Raw genomic sequence first — 18,182 nt, forward strand, 5'->3', positions numbered from 1 at the left:
TTAGGGAGTTGTTGCAGTACGGCCCGCAGCCTATTCGTTGACGTCCATGAACTCACGGGCCCAGACAATGTAGTCGCCCGGCACGGTGTAGGTATGGGTCAGTTCGGTGGCGCTGAGGTCCGAGGCGCTGCTGGTGATCCGGCGCTGCTCGCGCAGGCAGTCGTAGGTGGCCTTGATCGCCGCGAAGTAGGCGCCATGGCCGTCCACGGCAATGCGTACGCCCAGTTGCGCCAGGCGCGCATCGTCGTGCAGCTGCGGGTTGCCGTAGGTCACCAGCATCAGCGGCACGCTCAGGTGCGCGGCGATCTGCTCAAGGTGGTCGAAGTCGCGGATGCCGACCATGCACAGGGCATCGGCACCGGCATTCTGGTAGGCCACGGTACGGGCAATCACTTCCTCCACCGGAATCAGCGCGGCGTTGGTGCGGGCGATGATCGCCAGCTCCGGATCGACCCGCGCCTCCAGCGCCGCGCGGATCTTGCCGACGCCTTCGGCGATGCTCACCAGGTCCGTGGACTTGCGTCCGAACTGCGCCGGCAGCAGGGTGTCCTCGATGGTCAGCGCGGCGATCCCGGCGCGCTCGAGCTCGGTCACCGTACGCATCACGTTCAGGGCGTTGCCATAGCCGTGGTCGGCGTCGGCGATCACCGGCAACTGGGCCACCCGGCCGATGCGCGTGGCCTGCTCGGCGAACTCGCTCAAGGTGATCAGGGCAAAATCAGGTGCGGCCAGCACCTGCAAGGAAGCGACCGAACCGCCCAGGATACCCACCTCGAAACCCAGGTCGGCGGCGATTCGCGCCGACATCGGGTCGAACACGGAAGCCGTGTGGTAACAGGCAGGAGAAGCAAGGAGTTTACGAAACGCGCGACGCAGGTCTTGGTGGGAGGCTCTTGGCATGGTCTTTCCAACATATCGACTTCATTTATTGGACAGAACATACCACTGCAGGCCCTGTGCCGACAGGGTCAGATCGGCGGCTTTTGCCCGTTCAGCTGCGCCGTTGCGCACGTTTGAGGGTCTCGCTGGGCAACTCCTTGAACAGTTGCTGATAGCTGCTGGAGAACCTGCCCAGGTGCCAGAACGACCAGTGCATGGCCACTTCGGCCACGGTACTGCCCCCCGTCCGGCAACCAAGCAGCTCGCGACGTGCGCTGTTGAGCCTGCGCAGGCGCAGCCAGTGCGCCGGGGTCATGCCGGTGAAGGCTTTGAACGCCTGCTGCAACTGGCGCAAGGAAACCCCGGCCACCGCTGCCAGTTCAAGCAGGTTGAGGGTGTCTTCAGGGCAGTCGGCGGCCCACTCGCCGACCCTGCGCATGATCGTGCGCTCTTCGGCCCGCTTGCCCAAGGCGCCGCGGTCCAGGCGCACGCAGGCGTTATCGAGGATGAACAGGCAGTCTTCGAGCAGTTGTTCGGCCAGGGCATCGCGACCCGGCGTATCGATCGCCTGCTCCAGACGCGTCAGGGTGCCGCTCAGCCAGCGACCGAACAGCGCGTTCTGCATCGAGTTGAGCGGCGCCATGAACAAGCCTTCGAGGCGGGCGATGTCCAGGCGGTGGCGGCGGACGAATTCCGGACCGAACACCACGGCCACTTCCTGGTAGTTCTCCGGAGTGATCCAGATATTGCGGCTCTCGCCATTGAGCAGGTACAGGCTGTTGTCGGTGCGGTCGAAACAGAACGCCAGGGCACCGGGCGGCGCGCTGAAATTCTGCTCGACCCGGGTGTTCATGAACTCTTCGTAGACCTCGACACCCTGCAGGTCCAGGCAACGGACTTGACCGGCGAAATGCCCGGGTGACATCTGTTGGTAATGCTGGGTCCAGCTGGGCGTGGCACGCACCTGTTCGCCGACATCGGCAGTGCTGAAAGCCTGGACCTGGAACGGAGTGGGCGCTGTCATGAGCTGCTCATTACGCACTCTTTTGGTGCGTTTTATCCTGCCGAAAGTGGATAGATGGACACGCAAGTGTCGCCCAAGATAGCCCTCAACGCGCTGCAGGGGAAGTCGTCCAGGCGGCACACCGGCCTGGGAGGCCGGTCCTGGCGCGGAATAAAACCAACAACGAGGTCTTTATGAATGCCCCTTTCGATCAGCTTTCTGCGTGGCTGAAAGAACACAAGATTACCGAAGTCGAGTGCGTGGTCAGTGACCTGACCGGAATCGCCCGTGGCAAGATCGCACCCACCAACAAGTTCCTGCATGAGCGAGGCATGCGCCTGCCGGAAAGTGTGTTGTTGCAAACGGTAACCGGGGATTTTGTCGACGACGACATCTACTACGACCTGCTCGACCCTGCCGACATCGACATGGTCTGCCGCCCGGACTCGTCCGCGGTGTACATGGTGCCCTGGGCCCTGGAGCCGACCGCCATCGTCATCCACGACACCTTCGACAAGCAGGGCAATCCCATCGAGCTGTCGCCACGCAACGTCCTGAAAAAGGTCCTCAAGCTGTATGCCGAAAAGGGCTGGCAGCCGATCGTCGCTCCGGAAATGGAGTTCTACCTGACCCAGCGCTGTGAAGACCCCGACCTGCCCCTGCAGGCGCCGCTGGGCCGCTCCGGTCGCGCCGAAAGCGGACGGCAGTCGTTCTCCATCGATGCCGCCAACGAATTCGATCCGCTGTTCGAAGACGTCTACGACTGGTGCGAAGCCCAGGGCCTGGACCTCGACACCCTGATCCATGAGGACGGCCCGGCGCAGATGGAAATCAACTTCCGCCACGGCGACGCCCTGGACCTGGCCGACCAGATCACCGTGTTCAAGCGCACCCTGCGCGAGGCCGCGCTCAAGCACAACGTCACCGCCACCTTCATGGCCAAGCCAGTGGCCGACGAACCGGGCAGCGCCATGCACCTGCACCAGAGCGTGGTCGACATCGCCACCGGCAAGCCGATCTTCGTCGACGACAACGGGCAGATGAGCGAGCTGTTCCTGCAGCACATCGGTGGCCTGCAAAAGTACATCCCCAAGGTGCTGCCGATGTTCGCCCCCAACGTCAACTCGTTCCGCCGGTTCCTGCCTGATACCTCGGCACCGGTGAACGTCGAGTGGGGCGAAGAGAACCGCACCGTGGGCCTGCGCGTGCCGACCTCCAGCCCCGAGGCCATGCGCGTGGAAAACCGCCTGCCGGGCGCCGACGCCAACCCCTACCTGGCCATCGCCGCCAGCCTGTTGTGCGGCTATCTGGGCATGGTCGAGAAGATCAACCCCAGCGCCCCGGTCCAGGGCCGCGCCTACGAACGGCGCAACCTGCGCCTGCCGATCACCATCGAAGACGCCCTGGCGCACATGGAAGACTGCCCAAGCATCGAGCAGCACCTGGGCAGCAAGTTCGTACGCGGCTATGTGGCGGTCAAGCGCGCCGAACACGAGAACTTCAAGCGGGTGATCAGCTCCTGGGAGCGGGAGTTCCTGCTGCTCAGCGTCTGAGCCCTGCCACGCAGCAAACATCGATAAAACAATTTCAAGAGGTGTCGATATGCGTTCATTGAAAACAGTTGCAAGTGCAACCCTGGCGCTGCTGGTCAGCGCCGCGGCCCAGGCCCAGCCCAGTGTCAGCGTGTACAACTGGACCGACTACATCGGTGACACCACCCTGGCGGATTTCCAGGGCAGCACCGGTATCAAGGTCATCTATGACGTGTTCGACTCCAACGAAACCCTGGAAGGCAAGTTGCTGGCCGGTCGCACCGGCTACGACGTGGTCGTGCCTTCCAACCACTTCCTCGCCCGCCAGGTCGATGCCGGGGCCTTCCTCAAGCTGGACCGCGAGCAGTTGCCGAACTGGAAGAACCTCGACCCGCTGCTGCTCAAGGCGCTGGAGAACAACGACGCCGGTAACCAGCACTCGGTGCCCTACCTGTGGGGCACCAACGGCATCGGCTACAACGTCGACAAGGTCAAGCAGGTGCTGGGCATCGACCACATCGACTCCTGGGCGGTGATGTTCGAACCGGAAAACCTGAAGAAGCTCAGCCAGTGCGGCGTCTCCTTCATGGACTCGCCCGATGAGCTGTTCCCGGCAGTGCTCAACTACATGGGCATGGACCCGCGCAGCAGCAACCCCGAGGACTACAAGAAGGCCGAGGCCAAGCTGCTGACCCTGCGTCCCTACATCACCTACTTCCACTCCTCCAAGTACGTCTCGGACCTGGCCAACGGCGAGATCTGCGTGGCTTTCGGCTATTCCGGCGACGTGTTCCAGGCGGCCAACCGGGCCAAGGAGGCCAACAACGGTGTCAACGTGGCCTACTCCATTCCCAAGGAAGGCAGCAACCTGTGGTTCGACCTGCTGGCGATCCCGTCCGATGCCAGCAACCCGCAACAGGCCTATGCCTTCATCAACTACCTGCTCGACCCGAAGGTGATTGCCAAGGTCAGCGCCACGGTCGGCTATGCCAACGCCAACCCGGCGGCCAAGCAGTACATGGACGCCGAGCTGGTCGACAACCCCGAGATCTATCCACCCCAGGCGGTGCTCGACAAGCTGTACGTGTCCAACACCCCGACCCCGCAGATCATGCGCGTGATGACCCGCTCCTGGAGCAAAGTGAAGTCGAACAAATGAACCGGGAAGCCATCATGAATCCTGCTGCACAACACGCCAGTTCCTACTACCGGGCATCGGCCGGACCGATGCCCGAACATCCCCCCCTGACCGGCGACCTGACGGCCGATGTCTGCGTGGTCGGCGGCGGCTTCACCGGCGTCAACACCGCCATCGAACTGGCCCAGCGCGGGCTGTCGGTGATCCTCCTCGAAGCGCGGCGCATTGGCTGGGGCGCCAGTGGTCGCAACGGCGGGCAGTTGATCCGCGGCATTGGCCATGAGGTCGAGGGCTTTGCCCGCTATGTCGGCCAGGACGGAGTGAAGTACCTGCAACGGGCCGGAATCGAATCGGTCGAGGTGGTGGCCGAGCGCGTCCACGAGCACCGCATCGACTGCGACCTGCGCTGGGGCTTCTGCGAACTGGCCAACACCCCGGCCCAGTTCGCCGCCTTTCGCGCCGAGCAGGACAGTCTGGCCGAACTTGGCTACCGCCATGAAACCCAACTGGTGGGCCCCGCCGACATGCACCAGGTGGTTGCCTCCACGGCCTATGCCGGCGGCCTGATCGACCGTGGCTCGGGGCACCTGCACCCGCTCAACCTGGTACTGGGCGAAGCCCGCGTGGCCGCCTCCCTGGGTGTGCGCCTGTTCGAGCACAGCCCGGTGGTGGAAATCATTCACGGCACCACCGTGCAAGTGCGCAGCACCCATGGCAGCGTCCGGGCCGGCAGCCTGGTACTGGCCTGCAATGCCCACCTGGATGAGCTGGAGCCGCGCCTGAGCGGCAAGGTGCTGCCGGCCGGTAGCTACATCATCGCCACCGAACCGCTGTCGCCGGCCCAGGCCAAGGCGTTGATCCCGCAGAACCTTGCCCTGTGCGACCAGAAGGTCGGCCTGGACTACTACCGGCTCAGCGCCGACCGGCGCCTGCTGTTCGGCGGCGCCTGTCATTACTCCGGACGTGACCCGCTGGACATCGCCGCCTACATGCGCCCGAAGATGCTCAAGGTGTTCCCGCAATTGGCCGACACCCACATCGAATTCCAGTGGGGCGGCAAGATCGGCATCACTGCCAATCGCTTCCCCCAGGTCGGGCGCCTGTCCCAGCACCCCAACGTGTTCTACGCCCAGGGCTATTCGGGCCACGGTCTGAACGTCACCCACTGGACCGCCCGCCTGCTGGCCGAGGCGATCGATGCCGGGCACAGCCAGGGCATGGACGTGTTCAGCGCCGTACCGCACATGACTTTTCCCGGCGGCAAGGCCTTGCGCTCGCCCCTGCTGGCACTGGGGATGTTGTGGTACCGGCTGCGCGAGGCGCTGGGCTGATCCTGGCGCCCTGCGCGCCCCTGGGCCCGCTTGCCAGTACCGCAATTGCAGCTACTGTCAGTTATGTCCGGGTTGCGCTGTGCAACGGGCTTCAGGGAGATCGAACGATGGCGACAACGTACAAGCTCATGCTATCGGCGGCGCTGTTGCTGGCGCTGGCCGGGTGCACCAGCATCGACGCACGCACCACCGAGTATGTCGGCGTGCCCCACGCCGCGCCCACCAGTGCCGCCAACGTCGAAGTCTTGCGTCGCGAGCCCCTGCGCCCCCACACCCGCCTGGGCGAAATCGTCGTCGATGCCAGCATCGACCCGGCACCGCCGATCGCCGACGTCGAACAGAAGCTGCGCACCGAGGCCGCCACCATCGGCGGTGATGCGGTGGTGGTGGTCTACGACGGCATCGCACCGGTTTCCGCCTATGTCAGCGGGCCGTTGTGGAGCCGCGATGTGCACGCCATCGACGGGCGCAAGCTCAAGGGCATTGTCATCAAGTACCAGTAGTGCAAACGCGAGCGGGTCATGAGCCATCCGGTCACTGTGCTGCCTGCCTTGCTGCTGGTGCTGTGCGCCGGCAGCGCCCGGGCCGAATTCAATGCCAGCCTCGACGAGGCCAGGCAGATCGCCACGGAGGCCTATCTCTATGGCTATCCGGTGGTGGAGACCTACAAGGTGCTCTTCACCCAGGCCGTGGACCGCGGCAGCCCGGGCTTCAAGGCGCCGTTCAACCAGATCGCCAGCAGTGCCAGGGTCTTCGCCCCGAAAGACACCGGCGTCATCACCCCCAACCCCGATACGGCCGACTCATACCTGTGGATGGACCTGCGCAGCGAACCGTTGGTGCTGACCCTGCCGGCCATTACCCCCGACCGCTACAACGCGGTACAACTGATCGACCTCTACAGCCAGAACTTCGCCTACCTGGGCACCCGCAGCACCGGTAACCAGGGCGGCCGCTACATGATCGCCGGGCCCGACTGGCAAGGCCCGGTTCCGGACGGTATCGACAAGGTGATCCACAGCCAGAGCCAGATCGTCCATGCCCGCTACAGCACCCAGCTGTTCAATGCAGACGACCTGGAGAACGTCAGGGCGATTCAACGGGGCTACGAGGTCGAACCACTGAGCAGCTTTCTCGAACAGTCGCCGCCCCCCGTCCTGCCTGCCGTGGCCTGGATCCGGCCCGAGGGCAACGTCAGCGATAGCCCGGCGTTGTTTCGCTACCTGAATTTCATGATGGCGTTCGCCCCGCCGCTGGACAGTGAAAGCGAGCTGCTGCAACGCTTCAGAAAGATCGGCATCGACACCGACAAACCCTTCGAGGAAATCAGCCTGGATAACGCCCAGCGGCGGGCCTTGCAGGCCGGCATAGAAGACGGCGAGGCCGCGTTTGCCGAGCTCAGGAATATCGACATCGTCACCCACCAGGTCAGCAGCGCCGACCTGTATGGCAGCCCGGAACACTTGAACGGCAATTACCTGTATCGCTATGCCGGAGCCAGGCTGGGCCTGTTCGGCAACTCGGTCGAAGAGGCCAGCCAGATGGATTACGTCACTGACGCCAGTGGCCAGCCGCTCGATGCCGGCAAGCACAACTACACCCTGCACTTCGCCAAGGGCCAGCTGCCCCCGGCCAGGGCCTTCTGGTCACTGACGCTGTACGACGGCGCCAGCCAGCAACTGGTGGACAACCCCCTGGATCGCTATCAGGTCAACTCGCGCATGCTCGATCAACTGAAGAAAGATCCCGACGGGGGCCTGACCCTCCACCTGCAACACAACGCTCCTGGCAATGACCTGCAAAGCAACTGGCTGCCGGCGCCTGAAGGTCGCTTCTACGGCGTACTGCGCCTGTACATGCCCGGCCCCCAGGTCGCCAGCGGACAATGGAAACAGCCACCGCTGACGCCCACGGCCAAGTGACTCACCCCGCCGCCGGCAGCACGCTCAACGGATCGACCGGCTTGCCGTTCTGGCGGATCTCGAAGTACAACTGCGGGCGGTCAGCCTCCAGGTCGCCCGCCTCGGCAATCTTCTGGCCCTTGCTCACCGTCTGCCCTTCCTTGACCAGCAACTTGCTGTTGTGGCCATAGACACTGGCGTGCGAGGTGCCGTGCTGAAGAATGATCAGGTTGCCATAGCCACGGATATTCGTCGCGAACGCCACCTTGCCGCCCAGGCTGGCATAGACCGGCTGCCCCTGGGTGGCGGCAATGCGAATGCCCTTGCTGAGTTTGTCGGCTGCCGAATAACGACCGATTACCGCCCCCCCTTTCAACGGCCAGTCCCAGCCGCGCAAGGTCACCTGGGTGGACGACACAGGCTTGCTGGTGGTCCTGGCAGCGGTCCTGGCCGGTGCCGTGCCCCCGCCGAAGCGGATGGTCTGCCCCACATTCACCGCATAGGGCGGGCTGATGCGGTTGTAGCGCGCCAGTTCCTTGAACTCCCACCCGTGGCGCGAGGCGATCGAATACAGGGTATCGCCCCGCTTGACCTTATAGGTGCCGCTGACGACCTTGTGGGCTGAAGTGCCTGGGCTGGTTGGATGGGAACTGCACGCGGATATCGCCAGCAACACGGCGATCACAATAAACCTGAAAAACACACCACTTCCTTTGCCCGGGGACGCCATTGACGAGGTGGCTACTATAAATCACTCCGTGGCCGCGCATTGCATGTGAACGCTGCAACCTGCCTGCTTCCGCATGAGCCGTAACATTTGCTGACATTTGCTGTTTGTGCAAACAATTCTCAGTTGCTGATGGTAGGGCGTATTATTGATAGAGCTTCTCAATAACAACTGAAATTTGCTCTCATCAGGTCGTTCCTCACATGACAAGCCCGCTCGTGCCCACTCGCTCCGCCCGCCCGTTGATGCTGTCTGCCCTTGGCCTTGCCGTTGCTTCCTCCACCAGCCTGGCGCTCGCCGAGCAAAGCGGCCAGAAGCCCTTGCAACTGGACAACATCAACGTCGACGCCAAGCCCGAAAGCACCTACAAGACCGAACGCTCGGCCTCCAGCAAAATCGCCACGCCGCTGCTCGATACCCCCCAGACCATTACCGTGGTGCCGGCCCAGATCATCCAGGAACAACAGGCGCTGAGCCTGCGCCAGGTACTGTCCAACGTCTCCGGGATTACCTTCAACGCCGGTGAAGGTGGTGGCGGCTCCGGTGACAGCATCAACATTCGCGGCTTCTCGGCCAACAGCAACATCCAGATCGACGGCCTGCGCGACAGCGCCCAGACCAGCCGTACCGACACCTTCAACATCGAACAGGTCGAAGTCATCAAGGGCCCCAACTCGGTGTTCGGCGGTGCCGGCACCACGGGCGGCAGCATCAACATCATCAGCAAGCAACCACAGGATCGCGCCTTCACCCGCCTGGGCGGCAGCGTGGGCACCGACAACTACTACCGCATGACCCTGGACAGCAACCAGCCACTGGAAGGTGTGGGTGACGACAGCGCGTTCCGGATCAACCTCATGGGCCATCAGAACGATGTGGCCGGTCGCGACGAAATCGATCGCGAGCGCTGGGGTGTCGCGCCGTCCCTGCGCCTGGGCCTGAACGAATCCACGCGCCTGACCCTGAGCGCCTTCCACCAGGTCGACGACAACCTGCCCGACTACGGCGTACCGGCCCTGGACGGCAAGAAACTCGGTGGCGTCAGCCGCGAGGACTATTTCGGCTGGAAGAACCTCGACAAGGAGGAAATCGAACAAAGCGCGTTCACGGCCAACTTCGAACACGACTTCAACGACAACCTGCGCCTGCAGAACCTCACCCGCTTCAGCCACATTGCCCGCGACACCGTGGTCTCAGCCTCCCACGTCAACACCGAGGGCGTGCCTGCGGGTCGTTACCGCCCGGCCGGGCCGCAAGGCTATGGTCGCGACGCCACCACCGAGATGTGGATCAACCAGACCAACCTGATCAGCAACTTCAATGTGCTGGGCATGCGCCACGACCTGGTCACCGGCATGGAAGTCTCGCGCGAGACCATGGACCTGAAGACCTACGGTTACGGCCTGAGCAACGCCCTGTACCCGAGCAATGGCTACGACCTGAGCAACCCGCCAGGCCACTGGTCGGGCCCGAAGAACAAGTCCACCACCAGCTACACCGACACCGAACTGACCGACCAGGCGCTGTATGTGTTCGACACCATCGCCCTGCACGAGCAGTGGGACCTGAACCTGGGGCTGCGCTACGACAAGTTCAAAGGCGAAGCCAAGGGCTACTCCGCCGCGCACGTGAAGACGTCCGACTTCGAGTCCACCGACGAGAAACTCAGCGGTCGCGCCGGCCTGGTCTACAAACCGACCGACAACGGTCGTATCTACCTGGCCTGGGGCAACTCGTTCAACCCGTCGGCTGAAAGCCTGGCGTCCAGCGGTGGTGGCCTGACCGCAGCCACCGAAGACCTGTCCCCGGAGAAAAACGAGACCTGGGAACTGGGCACCAAGTGGGAGTTGCTGGACAAGCGTCTGGAGCTGGATGCGGCACTGTTCCGCGTAGAGAAGACCAACGCCCGCGAAACCATGGCCGACGGCTCCACCCAGCTGGCCGGCAAGCAGCGCGTGCAAGGTGTGGAAGTGGGTGTGACCGGTCACATCACCGATCAGTGGGACGTGTTCGCCAACTACACCTTCCTCGACAGCGAAACACTCGATGCCGCCGACACTGCCGCCGGTATCGCCCGTGAAGGCCAGGCGCTGGGCAACACCCCGCCGCGCTCGTTCAACCTCTGGACCACCTACGAGCTGCCTGCTGGCTGGAGCCTCGGTTACGGCGCACGCTACGTCAGCGAGCGCAACGTGACCTCCAGCACCACCGCCAAACTGGATGACTACTGGGTGCACAACGCCATGGTCGCCTACCAGGTCAACGAGCACCTCGACCTGCAGCTGAACGTCAACAACCTGTTCGACAAGGACTACGTCGAGCGTGTGCGTCAGCAGAACGGTACCAATGCTCGCTCGTCGGCCATCGAGTATGGCGACGCACGTTCGGCGATCCTGTCGGCCACCTACGCGTTCTAAGTCAACACCAACGCCGCTCCTACAGACCTCTGTAGGAGCGGGCTTGCCCCGCGATTGCGAGATGCCTGACACACCGCAATCGCGGGGCAAGCCCGCTCCTACGGTTTTTTGCGATGGAAACGAAAAAGCCCGCGTCCTTCTCAGGACGCGGGCTTTTTCTTACTGCATGTGGTGGGTCGTGTAGGATTCGAACCTACGACCAATTGGTTAAAAGCCAACTGCTCTACCAACTGAGCTAACGACCCGTTGGATGAGGCGTATAATACTGATTTCTAAGAGGAAATCAACACCCCATCGCAAAAAAACTTAAAAATATCGGGTCGGGTCCTCGACACCGGCCGCTTTGAAACCGTCGGCACGCAGGCGGCAGCTGTCGCACTTACCGCAGGCACGGCCATCATCGTCGGCCTGATAGCAGGAAACGGTCAGGCTGTAGTCCACGCCACGGGCCATGCCCGCCTGGACGATCTGGGCCTTGCTCAGGTTCTGCAACGGCGCCTGGATACGGAAGCCCTGGCCTTCGACACCGGCCTTGGTGGCAAGGTTAGCCATGCGTTCGAAGGCCTCGACGAACTCCGGACGGCAGTCGGGGTAGCCGGAATAGTCCACGGCGTTCACACCGATGAAAATGTCCCGTGCCTGCAGCACTTCGGCCCAACCCAGGGCCAGGGACAGGAACACGGTGTTACGCGCTGGCACGTAAGTGACCGGGATGCCTTCAGTCGGCGCTTCGGGCACATCGATACTGCTGTCGGTCAACGCCGAACCACCGATACCGTCCAGGTTCAGGCCAATGACCTTGTGCTCGACCACACCCAGATCACGGGCGACCCGCGCGGCGGCATTGAGCTCGGCACGATGGCGCTGGCCGTAGTCAAAACTCATGGTGTAGCAGCTGTAGCCCTCGGCCTTGGCCATGGCCACCACCGTGGCCGAGTCCAGGCCACCGGAAAGCAGGATTACCGCACGTTTCTCAGTCATTGCATTCACTCCTGTCAGCGTCCCGGTTCGTCGTTCCAGAGCAGCTTGTGCAACTGCATCTGGAAGCGAACGGGCAAATTATCGGCCACGATCCAGTCGGCCAGGTCCGTGGCGCTCACCTGGTGGTGGCTTGGCGAGAACAGCACTTCGCCTGCGCGCTTTTCCAGACCGTACTGAATGAGTTTGGACACCGCCCAGTCATAGTCCTGGCGAGAACAGATGACGAACTTGACCTGATCGTTGGGGGTCAGCAGCTCGATGTTCTCGTAACGGTTACGGTGCGCTTCCTCGGAGCCTGGCGTCTTCAGGTCGACGACACGGCTGACCCGGGCATCGACCCTGGAAATGTCCAGGGCACCGCTGGTCTCCAGCGAGACCTCGTAGCCGGCGTCGCACAGCTGCTCGAGCAGTGGAATGGCGTTGGGTTGGGCCAGTGGCTCACCCCCGGTGACGCAGACATAACGCGGCTTGAAGCCGGCGACCTGCTCGAGGATGGAGTCCAGGGTGCGGATGCTGCCGCCGCTGAAGGCGTATTCGCTGTCGCAATACTGGCAGCGCAGCGGGCAGCCGGTGAGACGGACAAATACCGTGGGCAGCCCAGCGGTTCGCGTTTCACCCTGCAACGAGTAAAAAACTTCGGTAATACGTAATGTGTCTTGCATAGTCGCCACGGGCGTAACAGCTAAACAGGCTGTCCGCCTCCGTCAGGCACTGCAGCGAACCCGGCATCGCGTAGTTCGATACAGCGTGCATCAATAAAAAGGGCAGAGATTGTAACGAAAAAACCCGCGACAAGCGCGGGTTTCTTCAAAGCGGCGGGATCAGAGCTTCTGCAGGTCCCGCTGGGCCAGTTGAGCAGCCGAGGTACCGGGGTACTGGGTGACCACCTGTTGCAGGATGCCCTTGACCCGGTCGGTATGCCCCAGGCGGCGCTCCACATCGGCCAGCTTGTACAGCGAATCCGGCACCTTGTTGTGCTTGGGATACAGCTGGCTGACCTTGGCGAAGGCTTGCCCTGCAGCTTGCAGGTCACCTTTGGCCAGGTTCACTTCACCCAGCCAGTACTGGGCATTGCCGGCGTACTGGCTATTGGGGTACTTGCGCAGGAAGGCGTTGAACGCCTGGCTGGCCTTGTCGAAATCCTTGGCTTTGATCAGGTCGAAAGCAGCATCGTAGTAGAGCTTTTCTTTGGCCGGATCGCCAGGTTCGCTGCTGGCTGCAGCCTGGCCTGCGGCAGCACCGGCAGCACCGGCAGCCGCGCCTGCAGCGGCACCGGCGGCTTCGCCACCGGCAGGAGAATTGGTAGGAGTGGCGGCAGGTGCAACACCGCTTCCAATACGCCGATCCAGGTCCTGGTATCGCTCCAGGCTTTCCTGTTTCATGCGGGCTACATCATTCTGCAGCTCTTCGATAATGCCTTGTTGACGCGCAATCTGCTCCTGCATCTGCTGCAGTTGCAGGAACAGCTGACCCTGTGCCGAGGCAGGGGCCGTAACCCCTCCCCCGGCATAGGCGCCGTTCGTACCATAACCCGATGGCGGATAGCTGCTTGCGCCGCTATAGCCAGCGTTGTCATCAACAACAGGAACCTCAGCCAATGCCACCAGGGGCAGGCTGAGCGCCAGGACGGTTACAGCACGACGGCAAATTCGCATATCGAATTACTTACGCAGTTCGACGCGACGGTTCTGAGCCCAGGACTGCTCGTCGTTGCCGGTAGCAACTGGACGCTCTTCGCCGTAGGAAACCAGTTCCAGCTGGGCAGGAGAAACGCCTTGCAGGACCAGGTAGCGCTGAACGGCTTTCGCACGACGCTCGCCCAGAGCCATGTTGTATTCGCGAGTACCACGCTCGTCGGTGTTGCCTTCCAGGACGACGCGAGCGCCGTTGCCTTTCAGGTCCTTGGCGTGAACGTCCAGAGCGCGCATGGCTTCTGGTTTCAGGTCCGAGCTGTCGTATTCGAAGTAGAAGGTGGTGATTGCGCGCAGAGCTGCTTCTTCGCTCAGGCTGCCGTCAACAGCGCCAGTGTTGGCACCGTAACCAGCGTTCGGGTCGACAGCGCCTTGACCTGCGTCGTCACCGCCTTTGGAAGAGCAACCTACAGCCACGGCCATGGCCAGGGCCAGCGCAGCAAACTTACCAAACTTCAGCATTTCCATCGTGAAACTCCTAATGAACCCCAGTGTGTTAAGTAAAACGTAAAGCGCCGCGTCAGTTCAGGTAAGGGGACCAGGACGGTTCTCTGACTTCGCCTTGAGCGGTAGGAAGCGGGAGCCTCACGCGTCCGTTGAGGGACACGAGCATCAAGACTCCCCGGCCCTGCTGGCGGGTGGCGTAGATTAGCATGGTGCCGTTTGGCGCAACAGTGGGAGACTCATCAAGACTTGTTTCCGAGAGAATCTTTACACTGCCGCGTTGCAAATCTTGAGCAGCCACTTTGAAGTTGGTGAAACCTTGTTGACGATGAATCATCACCAGGGTCTTTTCATCAGCCGACAATTTAGGGTTGGCATTGTAGTTACCAACGAAAGTTACACGTTCGGCACCACCACCAGAAACACTGGTTTTATAGATCTGTGGTTTGCCACCGCGGTCGGAAGTGAAATAAATGGTCGAACCATCTTTACCCCAGAACGGTTCGGTATTGATGCCAGGACCTGCAGTCACGCGCGACAGTTGACGCGAACCCATGTTCATCACGTAGATGTCCGGGTTGCCGTCCTTGGACAGCACGAACGCCAGGCGCGAACCATCCGGCGACCAGGCTGGTGCACCGTTGAGGCCTTCGAAGTTGGTGATCTGCTCACGACGGCCGGTATCGATGTGCTGGACGAAGATGCGCGGACGCTTCTGCTCGAACGACACATAGGCGATGCGCTTGCCATCGGGGGCGAAGCGTGGCGACAGGATTGGCTCGCGGGACTGCAGCAGGGTCACTGCACGGGCACCGTCGTAGTCCGAACGCTGCAGGGTGTAACGGGTATTGTTGACCCCGAAGCGCTCTGCGGTCACGTACAGCATGCGGGTGGAGAATGCACCCTTGATGCCGGTGAGCTTCTCGAACGACTGGTCGGCAATGTAGTGCGACATGTCGCGCAGTTGGTCGGCGCTGCCCGAAACGCTGCCGGTCAGCACTTGCTGCTCGGTGGCGACGTTGAACAGTGCGTACTGCACCTGCAGGCGGCCGCCGGCAGGCACGATGCTACCGACCATGACGTACTGGGCGCCCAGGGCTTTCCAGTCACGGAAGATCACTTCGCTGGCCTGGCTCGGCTGGCTGATCATGTTCTGCCGCGGGATCGGCGAGTAATAACCGGAGTTGCGCAGGTCATTGCCGATGATGTCAGCCATGTCTTCAGGCAGCACGCTACCGCCCTGCAGGCCGAAAGGCACGACCGCGATCGGGGTGGCTCGGTCACTGCCGCTGGTGACCAGGATGTTCTTTTCTTCTGCCACGGCCATGCCTGCTACACAGCAGAGCGCGACCAGCAGTCCTCGAAGAAGTTTAATCACAAGGCTAGATCCTCAGGTGTGAATGTCATCTTGAATGAACGATAGGGATTGAATTCGCTCGGTTTCAAGCCCTGCATTTCGGTTAAACGACCAATGTTCTTGACCGCGGCAACTGCCGAACTGTCAAACGGACCATCGCCACTTGAGCGGGCTACGCTCACCGAGGTAATGGTGCCATCGGGCAGCATGCCGATCTGCAGAACCACCGTCATGTTCTTGCGTGCAGAAGGTGGACGTGCCCAGCCTTCGGCCGCACGTGCACGGATCAGGTCGTCGAAGTCGCCGGCCACCTGGTCACCCTGCTCGTCAGCCAGGGCCTGCTGCCGTTCGGTGGTGTCGGACAGAAGCTCGGCCAGGGCCTGGGCTTTCTTGTCTTCCGCCGCCTTGCGGGCTGCATCCTGTGCCTTCTTCTTGGCCGCATCTGCTGCAGCTTTCTTCTTGGCCTCTTCGGCGGCTTTTTTCTTCGCCTCTTCAGCCACCGCTTTTTTCTTCGCGTCCTCGGCCGCCTTCTTCTTGGCGTCCTCGGCTGCTTGCTTCTTGGCTTCTTCAGCCGCCAGTTTCTTGGCCTCTTCCTCAGCCTTTTTCTTGGCTTCCTCTTCGGCCTTCTTCTTGGCGATGTCAGCCTGCTTCTCGGCAGCCTTCTTGGCTTCTTCGGCTTTCTTGGCCTCGGCGGTCTTCTTCGCTTCGTCAGCCTTCTTGGCTTCCTCGGCTTTCTTGGCCTCGGCTTCGGCGCGTGCCTCTTCCGCTTTTTGAGCGGCTTCCTCTTTCTTTTGTTCCGCAGCCTTCACGGCCTGCTGCTCGACCTTCTTCTGCTCCATCTGCTCGACTTCGGTCTGGCGCGAAGCGGTTTTCTTCGCTTCACCCGCAATCTTCTGATTGGTCTGGGTGGTGGCCTGACTCTTGGACTTCAGCTGGTACAGCGTCGCCTGGACAATAGGCTTGGACGGCGGCAGTTCCGGGGTGAAGGCAAAGCTGACGAACAGCATGGCGAACACCAGGACGTGCAGCGCAATGGCCCAGACACTGGGCCAGAAATAGCTTTCCGAGGCGGATGGCTCTCGCTGTTGCATCAGGGCGCCTCGGTAATCAGGCCAACGTTACCGACACCTGCCTTCTGCAACCCGCCCATGGCACCCATGACCGCGCCGTAGTCGACGGACTTGTCGCCACGGATGAAGACCTGGGTCTGTTTGCCCTGGTCACGTCCGGCGGCGATGATCTTGGTCACGGCGTCGGTCATTTGCGGCAAGGTCATGGCCTTGTCCATTTGCTTGTCGGTGTCGACTTCGCTGCCAAGGTTCCAGTAGTAGGTCTTGTCAGCCTTGATCGAAATGGTCAGGACCTGGACGTTGTTGTCCTGCGGCAAGGCTTCGCTGGAAACCTTGGGCAGGTCAACCTTCACACCCTGGTTGAGCATCGGTGCGGTCACCATGAAAATGACCAGCAGTACCAACATCACGTCGATGTAGGGCACCACGTTCATCTCGGCGACCGGCTTGCGTTTGTGGCGAACTCGGGCCATGGGCTTTTACCTGATCACTCTTCGCTGGTGTGCACTTTGCGGTGCAGGATGGCCTGGAACTCGTCGGCAAACGTGTAGTAACGACCGATCAGCACTTCACTGCGGGCAGCAAAGCGGTTGTAGGCGATGACCGCTGGAATGGCTGCGAACAGACCGATGGCGGTGGCGATCAGTGCTTCGGCAATACCCGGGGCAACGGTGGCCAGGGTGGCTTGCTGGGCGCTGGCCAGGCCACGGAAGGAGTTCATGATGCCCCAGACAGTACCGAACAGGCCGATGTACGGGCTGGTGGAACCGACGGTGGCCAGGAACGGCAGGCTCTGCTCGAGCTTTTCTTCCTCACGGGAGATGGCGACGCGCATGGCCCGGCCAACGCCTTCCATGACCGCATCCGGGTCGACACCCGGCTGCTGGCGCAGGCGGGAGAATTCCTTGAAACCGGCGCGAAAGACCTGCTCGACACCCGAGTCCGGATCAGGGTTGCTGCCCGCCTGGCGGTACAGCTTGGACAGGTCGATACCCGACCAGAAACGCTCTTCAAAGCTGTCCAGGGCGCGACGACCTGCGCGCAGCATGGTGCTGCGCTGGAAAATCATGATCCATGACGTTACCGATGCGGCCACCAGAGTCAGCATCACCAGCTGTACCACGATGCTGGCATTGCTGACCAAGCTCCACATGGAGGTATGGTCGACGACGTTAGCTTCCACGCTTAATCTCCTGCATTTGAATGAGTACCCGGATCGCCCGCTTCGGCAAAGGCCGCTCGCAGCGCTTGGGGAATGGCCCGGGGTTTGAAAGTATCGGCGCGCACACAGGCCACCAGGAACTGCCCTTCGCAGAGCAGCGTTGCATCTTTTTCGCGCCAGACCTGCTGCACGAAGCGCAGGCTGGCGCGGTTCAATTCAAGCACTTGCGCGGTGACCCGCAATTCGTCGTCCAGCCGCGCTGGCGCGTGATAGCGCGCTTCGCTGGAGTGGACCACGAACAGCAGGTTCTCCTGCGCCAAGGCCGACTGGGCAAAGCCCAGCGCGCGTAACCGCTCGGTGCGGGCACGCTCCATGAATTTCAGGTAATTGACGTAATACACCACGCCGCCCGCATCGGTGTCCTCGTAATAGACCCGACAACGGTGTGCGAACGGCTCTAGCCCATTTTGCGCGCGCATACTCTAGTGCTTACTCCTCAGCTTGCCAATCCGCCCCGGCAACTGTTTTTCATCGATTATGTCGTATTGC

General features: G+C 62.0%; 18 protein-coding genes and 1 tRNA gene. 6 read left to right on the forward strand and 13 right to left on the reverse strand.

Annotated elements, in window-relative coordinates; genetic code table 11:
* Positions 1 to 30: 30 nt before the first annotated feature.
* Positions 31 to 900, reverse strand: coding sequence for an oxaloacetate decarboxylase (locus tag ACIQUS_RS03940; protein WP_403043171.1), 870 nt, complete (start codon positions 898 to 900; stop codon positions 31 to 33).
* A gap of 91 nt (positions 901 to 991) precedes the next feature.
* The gene (locus tag ACIQUS_RS03945) at positions 992 to 1,903 is read right to left on the reverse strand and encodes a helix-turn-helix domain-containing protein (protein WP_403043174.1); all 912 of its coding nucleotides are present in this window, start codon (positions 1,901 to 1,903) and stop codon (positions 992 to 994) included.
* 173 nt (positions 1,904 to 2,076) lie between these two features.
* Between ACIQUS_RS03945 and ACIQUS_RS03950 the strand changes: the two genes are divergently transcribed.
* The 5 genes from ACIQUS_RS03950 (at position 2,077) to ACIQUS_RS03970 (ending at position 7,805) form a co-directional block, all read left to right on the forward strand.
* On the forward strand, positions 2,077 to 3,435 hold the full coding sequence (locus tag ACIQUS_RS03950) for a glutamine synthetase family protein (protein WP_403043176.1): 1,359 nt from the start codon (positions 2,077 to 2,079) through the stop codon (positions 3,433 to 3,435).
* A gap of 49 nt (positions 3,436 to 3,484) precedes the next feature.
* Entirely contained in the window at positions 3,485 to 4,573 is a 1,089-nt protein-coding gene (locus tag ACIQUS_RS03955) for a polyamine ABC transporter substrate-binding protein (RefSeq protein ID WP_403043178.1), read from the forward strand.
* Between the two features lie 14 nt (positions 4,574 to 4,587).
* Entirely contained in the window at positions 4,588 to 5,883 is a 1,296-nt protein-coding gene (locus ACIQUS_RS03960; protein ID WP_403043181.1) for an NAD(P)/FAD-dependent oxidoreductase, read from the forward strand.
* Positions 5,884 to 5,990: 107 nt separating this feature from the next.
* The gene (locus ACIQUS_RS03965; RefSeq protein WP_403043183.1) at positions 5,991 to 6,386 is read left to right on the forward strand and encodes a hypothetical protein; all 396 of its coding nucleotides are present in this window, start codon (positions 5,991 to 5,993) and stop codon (positions 6,384 to 6,386) included.
* A gap of 18 nt (positions 6,387 to 6,404) precedes the next feature.
* Positions 6,405 to 7,805, forward strand: a complete 1,401-nt coding sequence (locus ACIQUS_RS03970; protein WP_403043185.1) for a DUF1254 domain-containing protein — start codon at positions 6,405 to 6,407, stop codon at positions 7,803 to 7,805.
* Position 7,806: 1 nt separating this feature from the next.
* On the opposite strand, the gene ACIQUS_RS03975 is transcribed toward ACIQUS_RS03970, so the two are convergent.
* Positions 7,807 to 8,487, reverse strand: a complete 681-nt coding sequence (locus ACIQUS_RS03975) for a peptidoglycan DD-metalloendopeptidase family protein (RefSeq protein WP_403043188.1) — start codon at positions 8,485 to 8,487, stop codon at positions 7,807 to 7,809.
* A 227-nt stretch (positions 8,488 to 8,714) separates the two neighbouring features.
* On the opposite strand from ACIQUS_RS03975, the gene ACIQUS_RS03980 reads away from it, so the two are divergent.
* Positions 8,715 to 10,928, forward strand: a complete 2,214-nt coding sequence (locus tag ACIQUS_RS03980) for a TonB-dependent receptor (RefSeq protein WP_403043190.1) — start codon at positions 8,715 to 8,717, stop codon at positions 10,926 to 10,928.
* Between the two features lie 169 nt (positions 10,929 to 11,097).
* Here the strand turns inward: ACIQUS_RS03980 and ACIQUS_RS03985 are convergent.
* From ACIQUS_RS03985 to ybgC, 10 genes are all read right to left on the reverse strand, one after another.
* Positions 11,098 to 11,173: transfer RNA gene (locus tag ACIQUS_RS03985), tRNA-Lys, on the reverse strand.
* 61 nt (positions 11,174 to 11,234) lie between these two features.
* Positions 11,235 to 11,909: a 7-cyano-7-deazaguanine synthase QueC gene (gene queC, locus ACIQUS_RS03990; protein ID WP_403043193.1), complete on the reverse strand. Its 675-nt coding sequence runs from the start codon at positions 11,907 to 11,909 to the stop codon at positions 11,235 to 11,237.
* Between the two features lie 14 nt (positions 11,910 to 11,923).
* Complete coding sequence (gene queE / locus ACIQUS_RS03995) at positions 11,924 to 12,571, reverse strand: 7-carboxy-7-deazaguanine synthase QueE (protein ID WP_285862580.1); 648 nt, start codon at positions 12,569 to 12,571, stop codon at positions 11,924 to 11,926.
* A gap of 159 nt (positions 12,572 to 12,730) precedes the next feature.
* Positions 12,731 to 13,564, reverse strand: a complete 834-nt coding sequence (gene ybgF, locus ACIQUS_RS04000) for a tol-pal system protein YbgF (RefSeq protein ID WP_403043197.1) — start codon at positions 13,562 to 13,564, stop codon at positions 12,731 to 12,733.
* 6 nt (positions 13,565 to 13,570) lie between these two features.
* Positions 13,571 to 14,068 carry a peptidoglycan-associated lipoprotein Pal gene (gene pal, locus ACIQUS_RS04005; protein WP_028943075.1) on the reverse strand — a complete coding sequence of 166 codons (498 nt, stop codon included), beginning with the start codon at positions 14,066 to 14,068 and terminating at the stop codon, positions 13,571 to 13,573.
* A 52-nt stretch (positions 14,069 to 14,120) separates the two neighbouring features.
* Positions 14,121 to 15,371, reverse strand: coding sequence for a Tol-Pal system beta propeller repeat protein TolB (gene tolB / locus ACIQUS_RS04010; protein ID WP_403044594.1), 1,251 nt, complete (start codon positions 15,369 to 15,371; stop codon positions 14,121 to 14,123).
* 47 nt (positions 15,372 to 15,418) lie between these two features.
* Complete coding sequence (tolA, locus tag ACIQUS_RS04015; RefSeq protein ID WP_403043201.1) at positions 15,419 to 16,492, reverse strand: cell envelope integrity protein TolA; 1,074 nt, start codon at positions 16,490 to 16,492, stop codon at positions 15,419 to 15,421.
* Entirely contained in the window at positions 16,492 to 16,944 is a 453-nt protein-coding gene (gene tolR, locus ACIQUS_RS04020; protein WP_065761580.1) for a protein TolR, read from the reverse strand. The genes tolA and tolR overlap by 1 nt, the downstream gene beginning before the upstream one ends.
* 14 nt (positions 16,945 to 16,958) lie before the next feature.
* Entirely contained in the window at positions 16,959 to 17,654 is a 696-nt protein-coding gene (tolQ, locus tag ACIQUS_RS04025; protein WP_285862585.1) for a protein TolQ, read from the reverse strand.
* Between the two features lie 2 nt (positions 17,655 to 17,656).
* Complete coding sequence (gene ybgC, locus ACIQUS_RS04030) at positions 17,657 to 18,112, reverse strand: tol-pal system-associated acyl-CoA thioesterase (RefSeq protein WP_285862586.1); 456 nt, start codon at positions 18,110 to 18,112, stop codon at positions 17,657 to 17,659.
* Positions 18,113 to 18,182: the final 70 nt, after the last annotated feature.

Source organism: Pseudomonas sp. NPDC090755 (genome assembly GCF_044769005.1).
Taxonomy (GTDB): domain Bacteria; phylum Pseudomonadota; class Gammaproteobacteria; order Pseudomonadales; family Pseudomonadaceae; genus Aquipseudomonas.

Excerpts from the sequence above, each read along its gene's own strand:
- queC (WP_403043193.1), bottom strand. The coding sequence starts at position 11,909 with ATGACTGAGAAACGTGCGGTAATCCTGCTTTCCGGTGGCCTGGACTCG.
- ACIQUS_RS03965 (WP_403043183.1), top strand. The coding sequence starts at position 5,991 with ATGGCGACAACGTACAAGCTCATGCTATCGGCGGCGCTGTTGCTGGCG.
- tolR (WP_065761580.1), bottom strand. The coding sequence starts at position 16,944 with ATGGCCCGAGTTCGCCACAAACGCAAGCCGGTCGCCGAGATGAACGTG.
- ACIQUS_RS03960 (WP_403043181.1), top strand. The coding sequence starts at position 4,588 with ATGAATCCTGCTGCACAACACGCCAGTTCCTACTACCGGGCATCGGCC.
- tolB (WP_403044594.1), bottom strand. The coding sequence starts at position 15,371 with ATGGCCGTGGCAGAAGAAAAGAACATCCTGGTCACCAGCGGCAGTGAC.
- ACIQUS_RS03955 (WP_403043178.1), top strand. The coding sequence starts at position 3,485 with ATGCGTTCATTGAAAACAGTTGCAAGTGCAACCCTGGCGCTGCTGGTC.
- queE (WP_285862580.1), bottom strand. The coding sequence starts at position 12,571 with ATGCAAGACACATTACGTATTACCGAAGTTTTTTACTCGTTGCAGGGT.
- ACIQUS_RS03980 (WP_403043190.1), top strand. The coding sequence starts at position 8,715 with ATGACAAGCCCGCTCGTGCCCACTCGCTCCGCCCGCCCGTTGATGCTG.
- ACIQUS_RS03940 (WP_403043171.1), bottom strand. The coding sequence starts at position 900 with ATGCCAAGAGCCTCCCACCAAGACCTGCGTCGCGCGTTTCGTAAACTC.
- ACIQUS_RS03945 (WP_403043174.1), bottom strand. The coding sequence starts at position 1,903 with ATGACAGCGCCCACTCCGTTCCAGGTCCAGGCTTTCAGCACTGCCGAT.
- ybgC (WP_285862586.1), bottom strand. The coding sequence starts at position 18,112 with ATGCGCGCGCAAAATGGGCTAGAGCCGTTCGCACACCGTTGTCGGGTC.
- ACIQUS_RS03970 (WP_403043185.1), top strand. The coding sequence starts at position 6,405 with ATGAGCCATCCGGTCACTGTGCTGCCTGCCTTGCTGCTGGTGCTGTGC.
- tolA (WP_403043201.1), bottom strand. The coding sequence starts at position 16,492 with ATGCAACAGCGAGAGCCATCCGCCTCGGAAAGCTATTTCTGGCCCAGT.
- ybgF (WP_403043197.1), bottom strand. The coding sequence starts at position 13,564 with ATGCGAATTTGCCGTCGTGCTGTAACCGTCCTGGCGCTCAGCCTGCCC.
- ACIQUS_RS03950 (WP_403043176.1), top strand. The coding sequence starts at position 2,077 with ATGAATGCCCCTTTCGATCAGCTTTCTGCGTGGCTGAAAGAACACAAG.
- pal (WP_028943075.1), bottom strand. The coding sequence starts at position 14,068 with ATGGAAATGCTGAAGTTTGGTAAGTTTGCTGCGCTGGCCCTGGCCATG.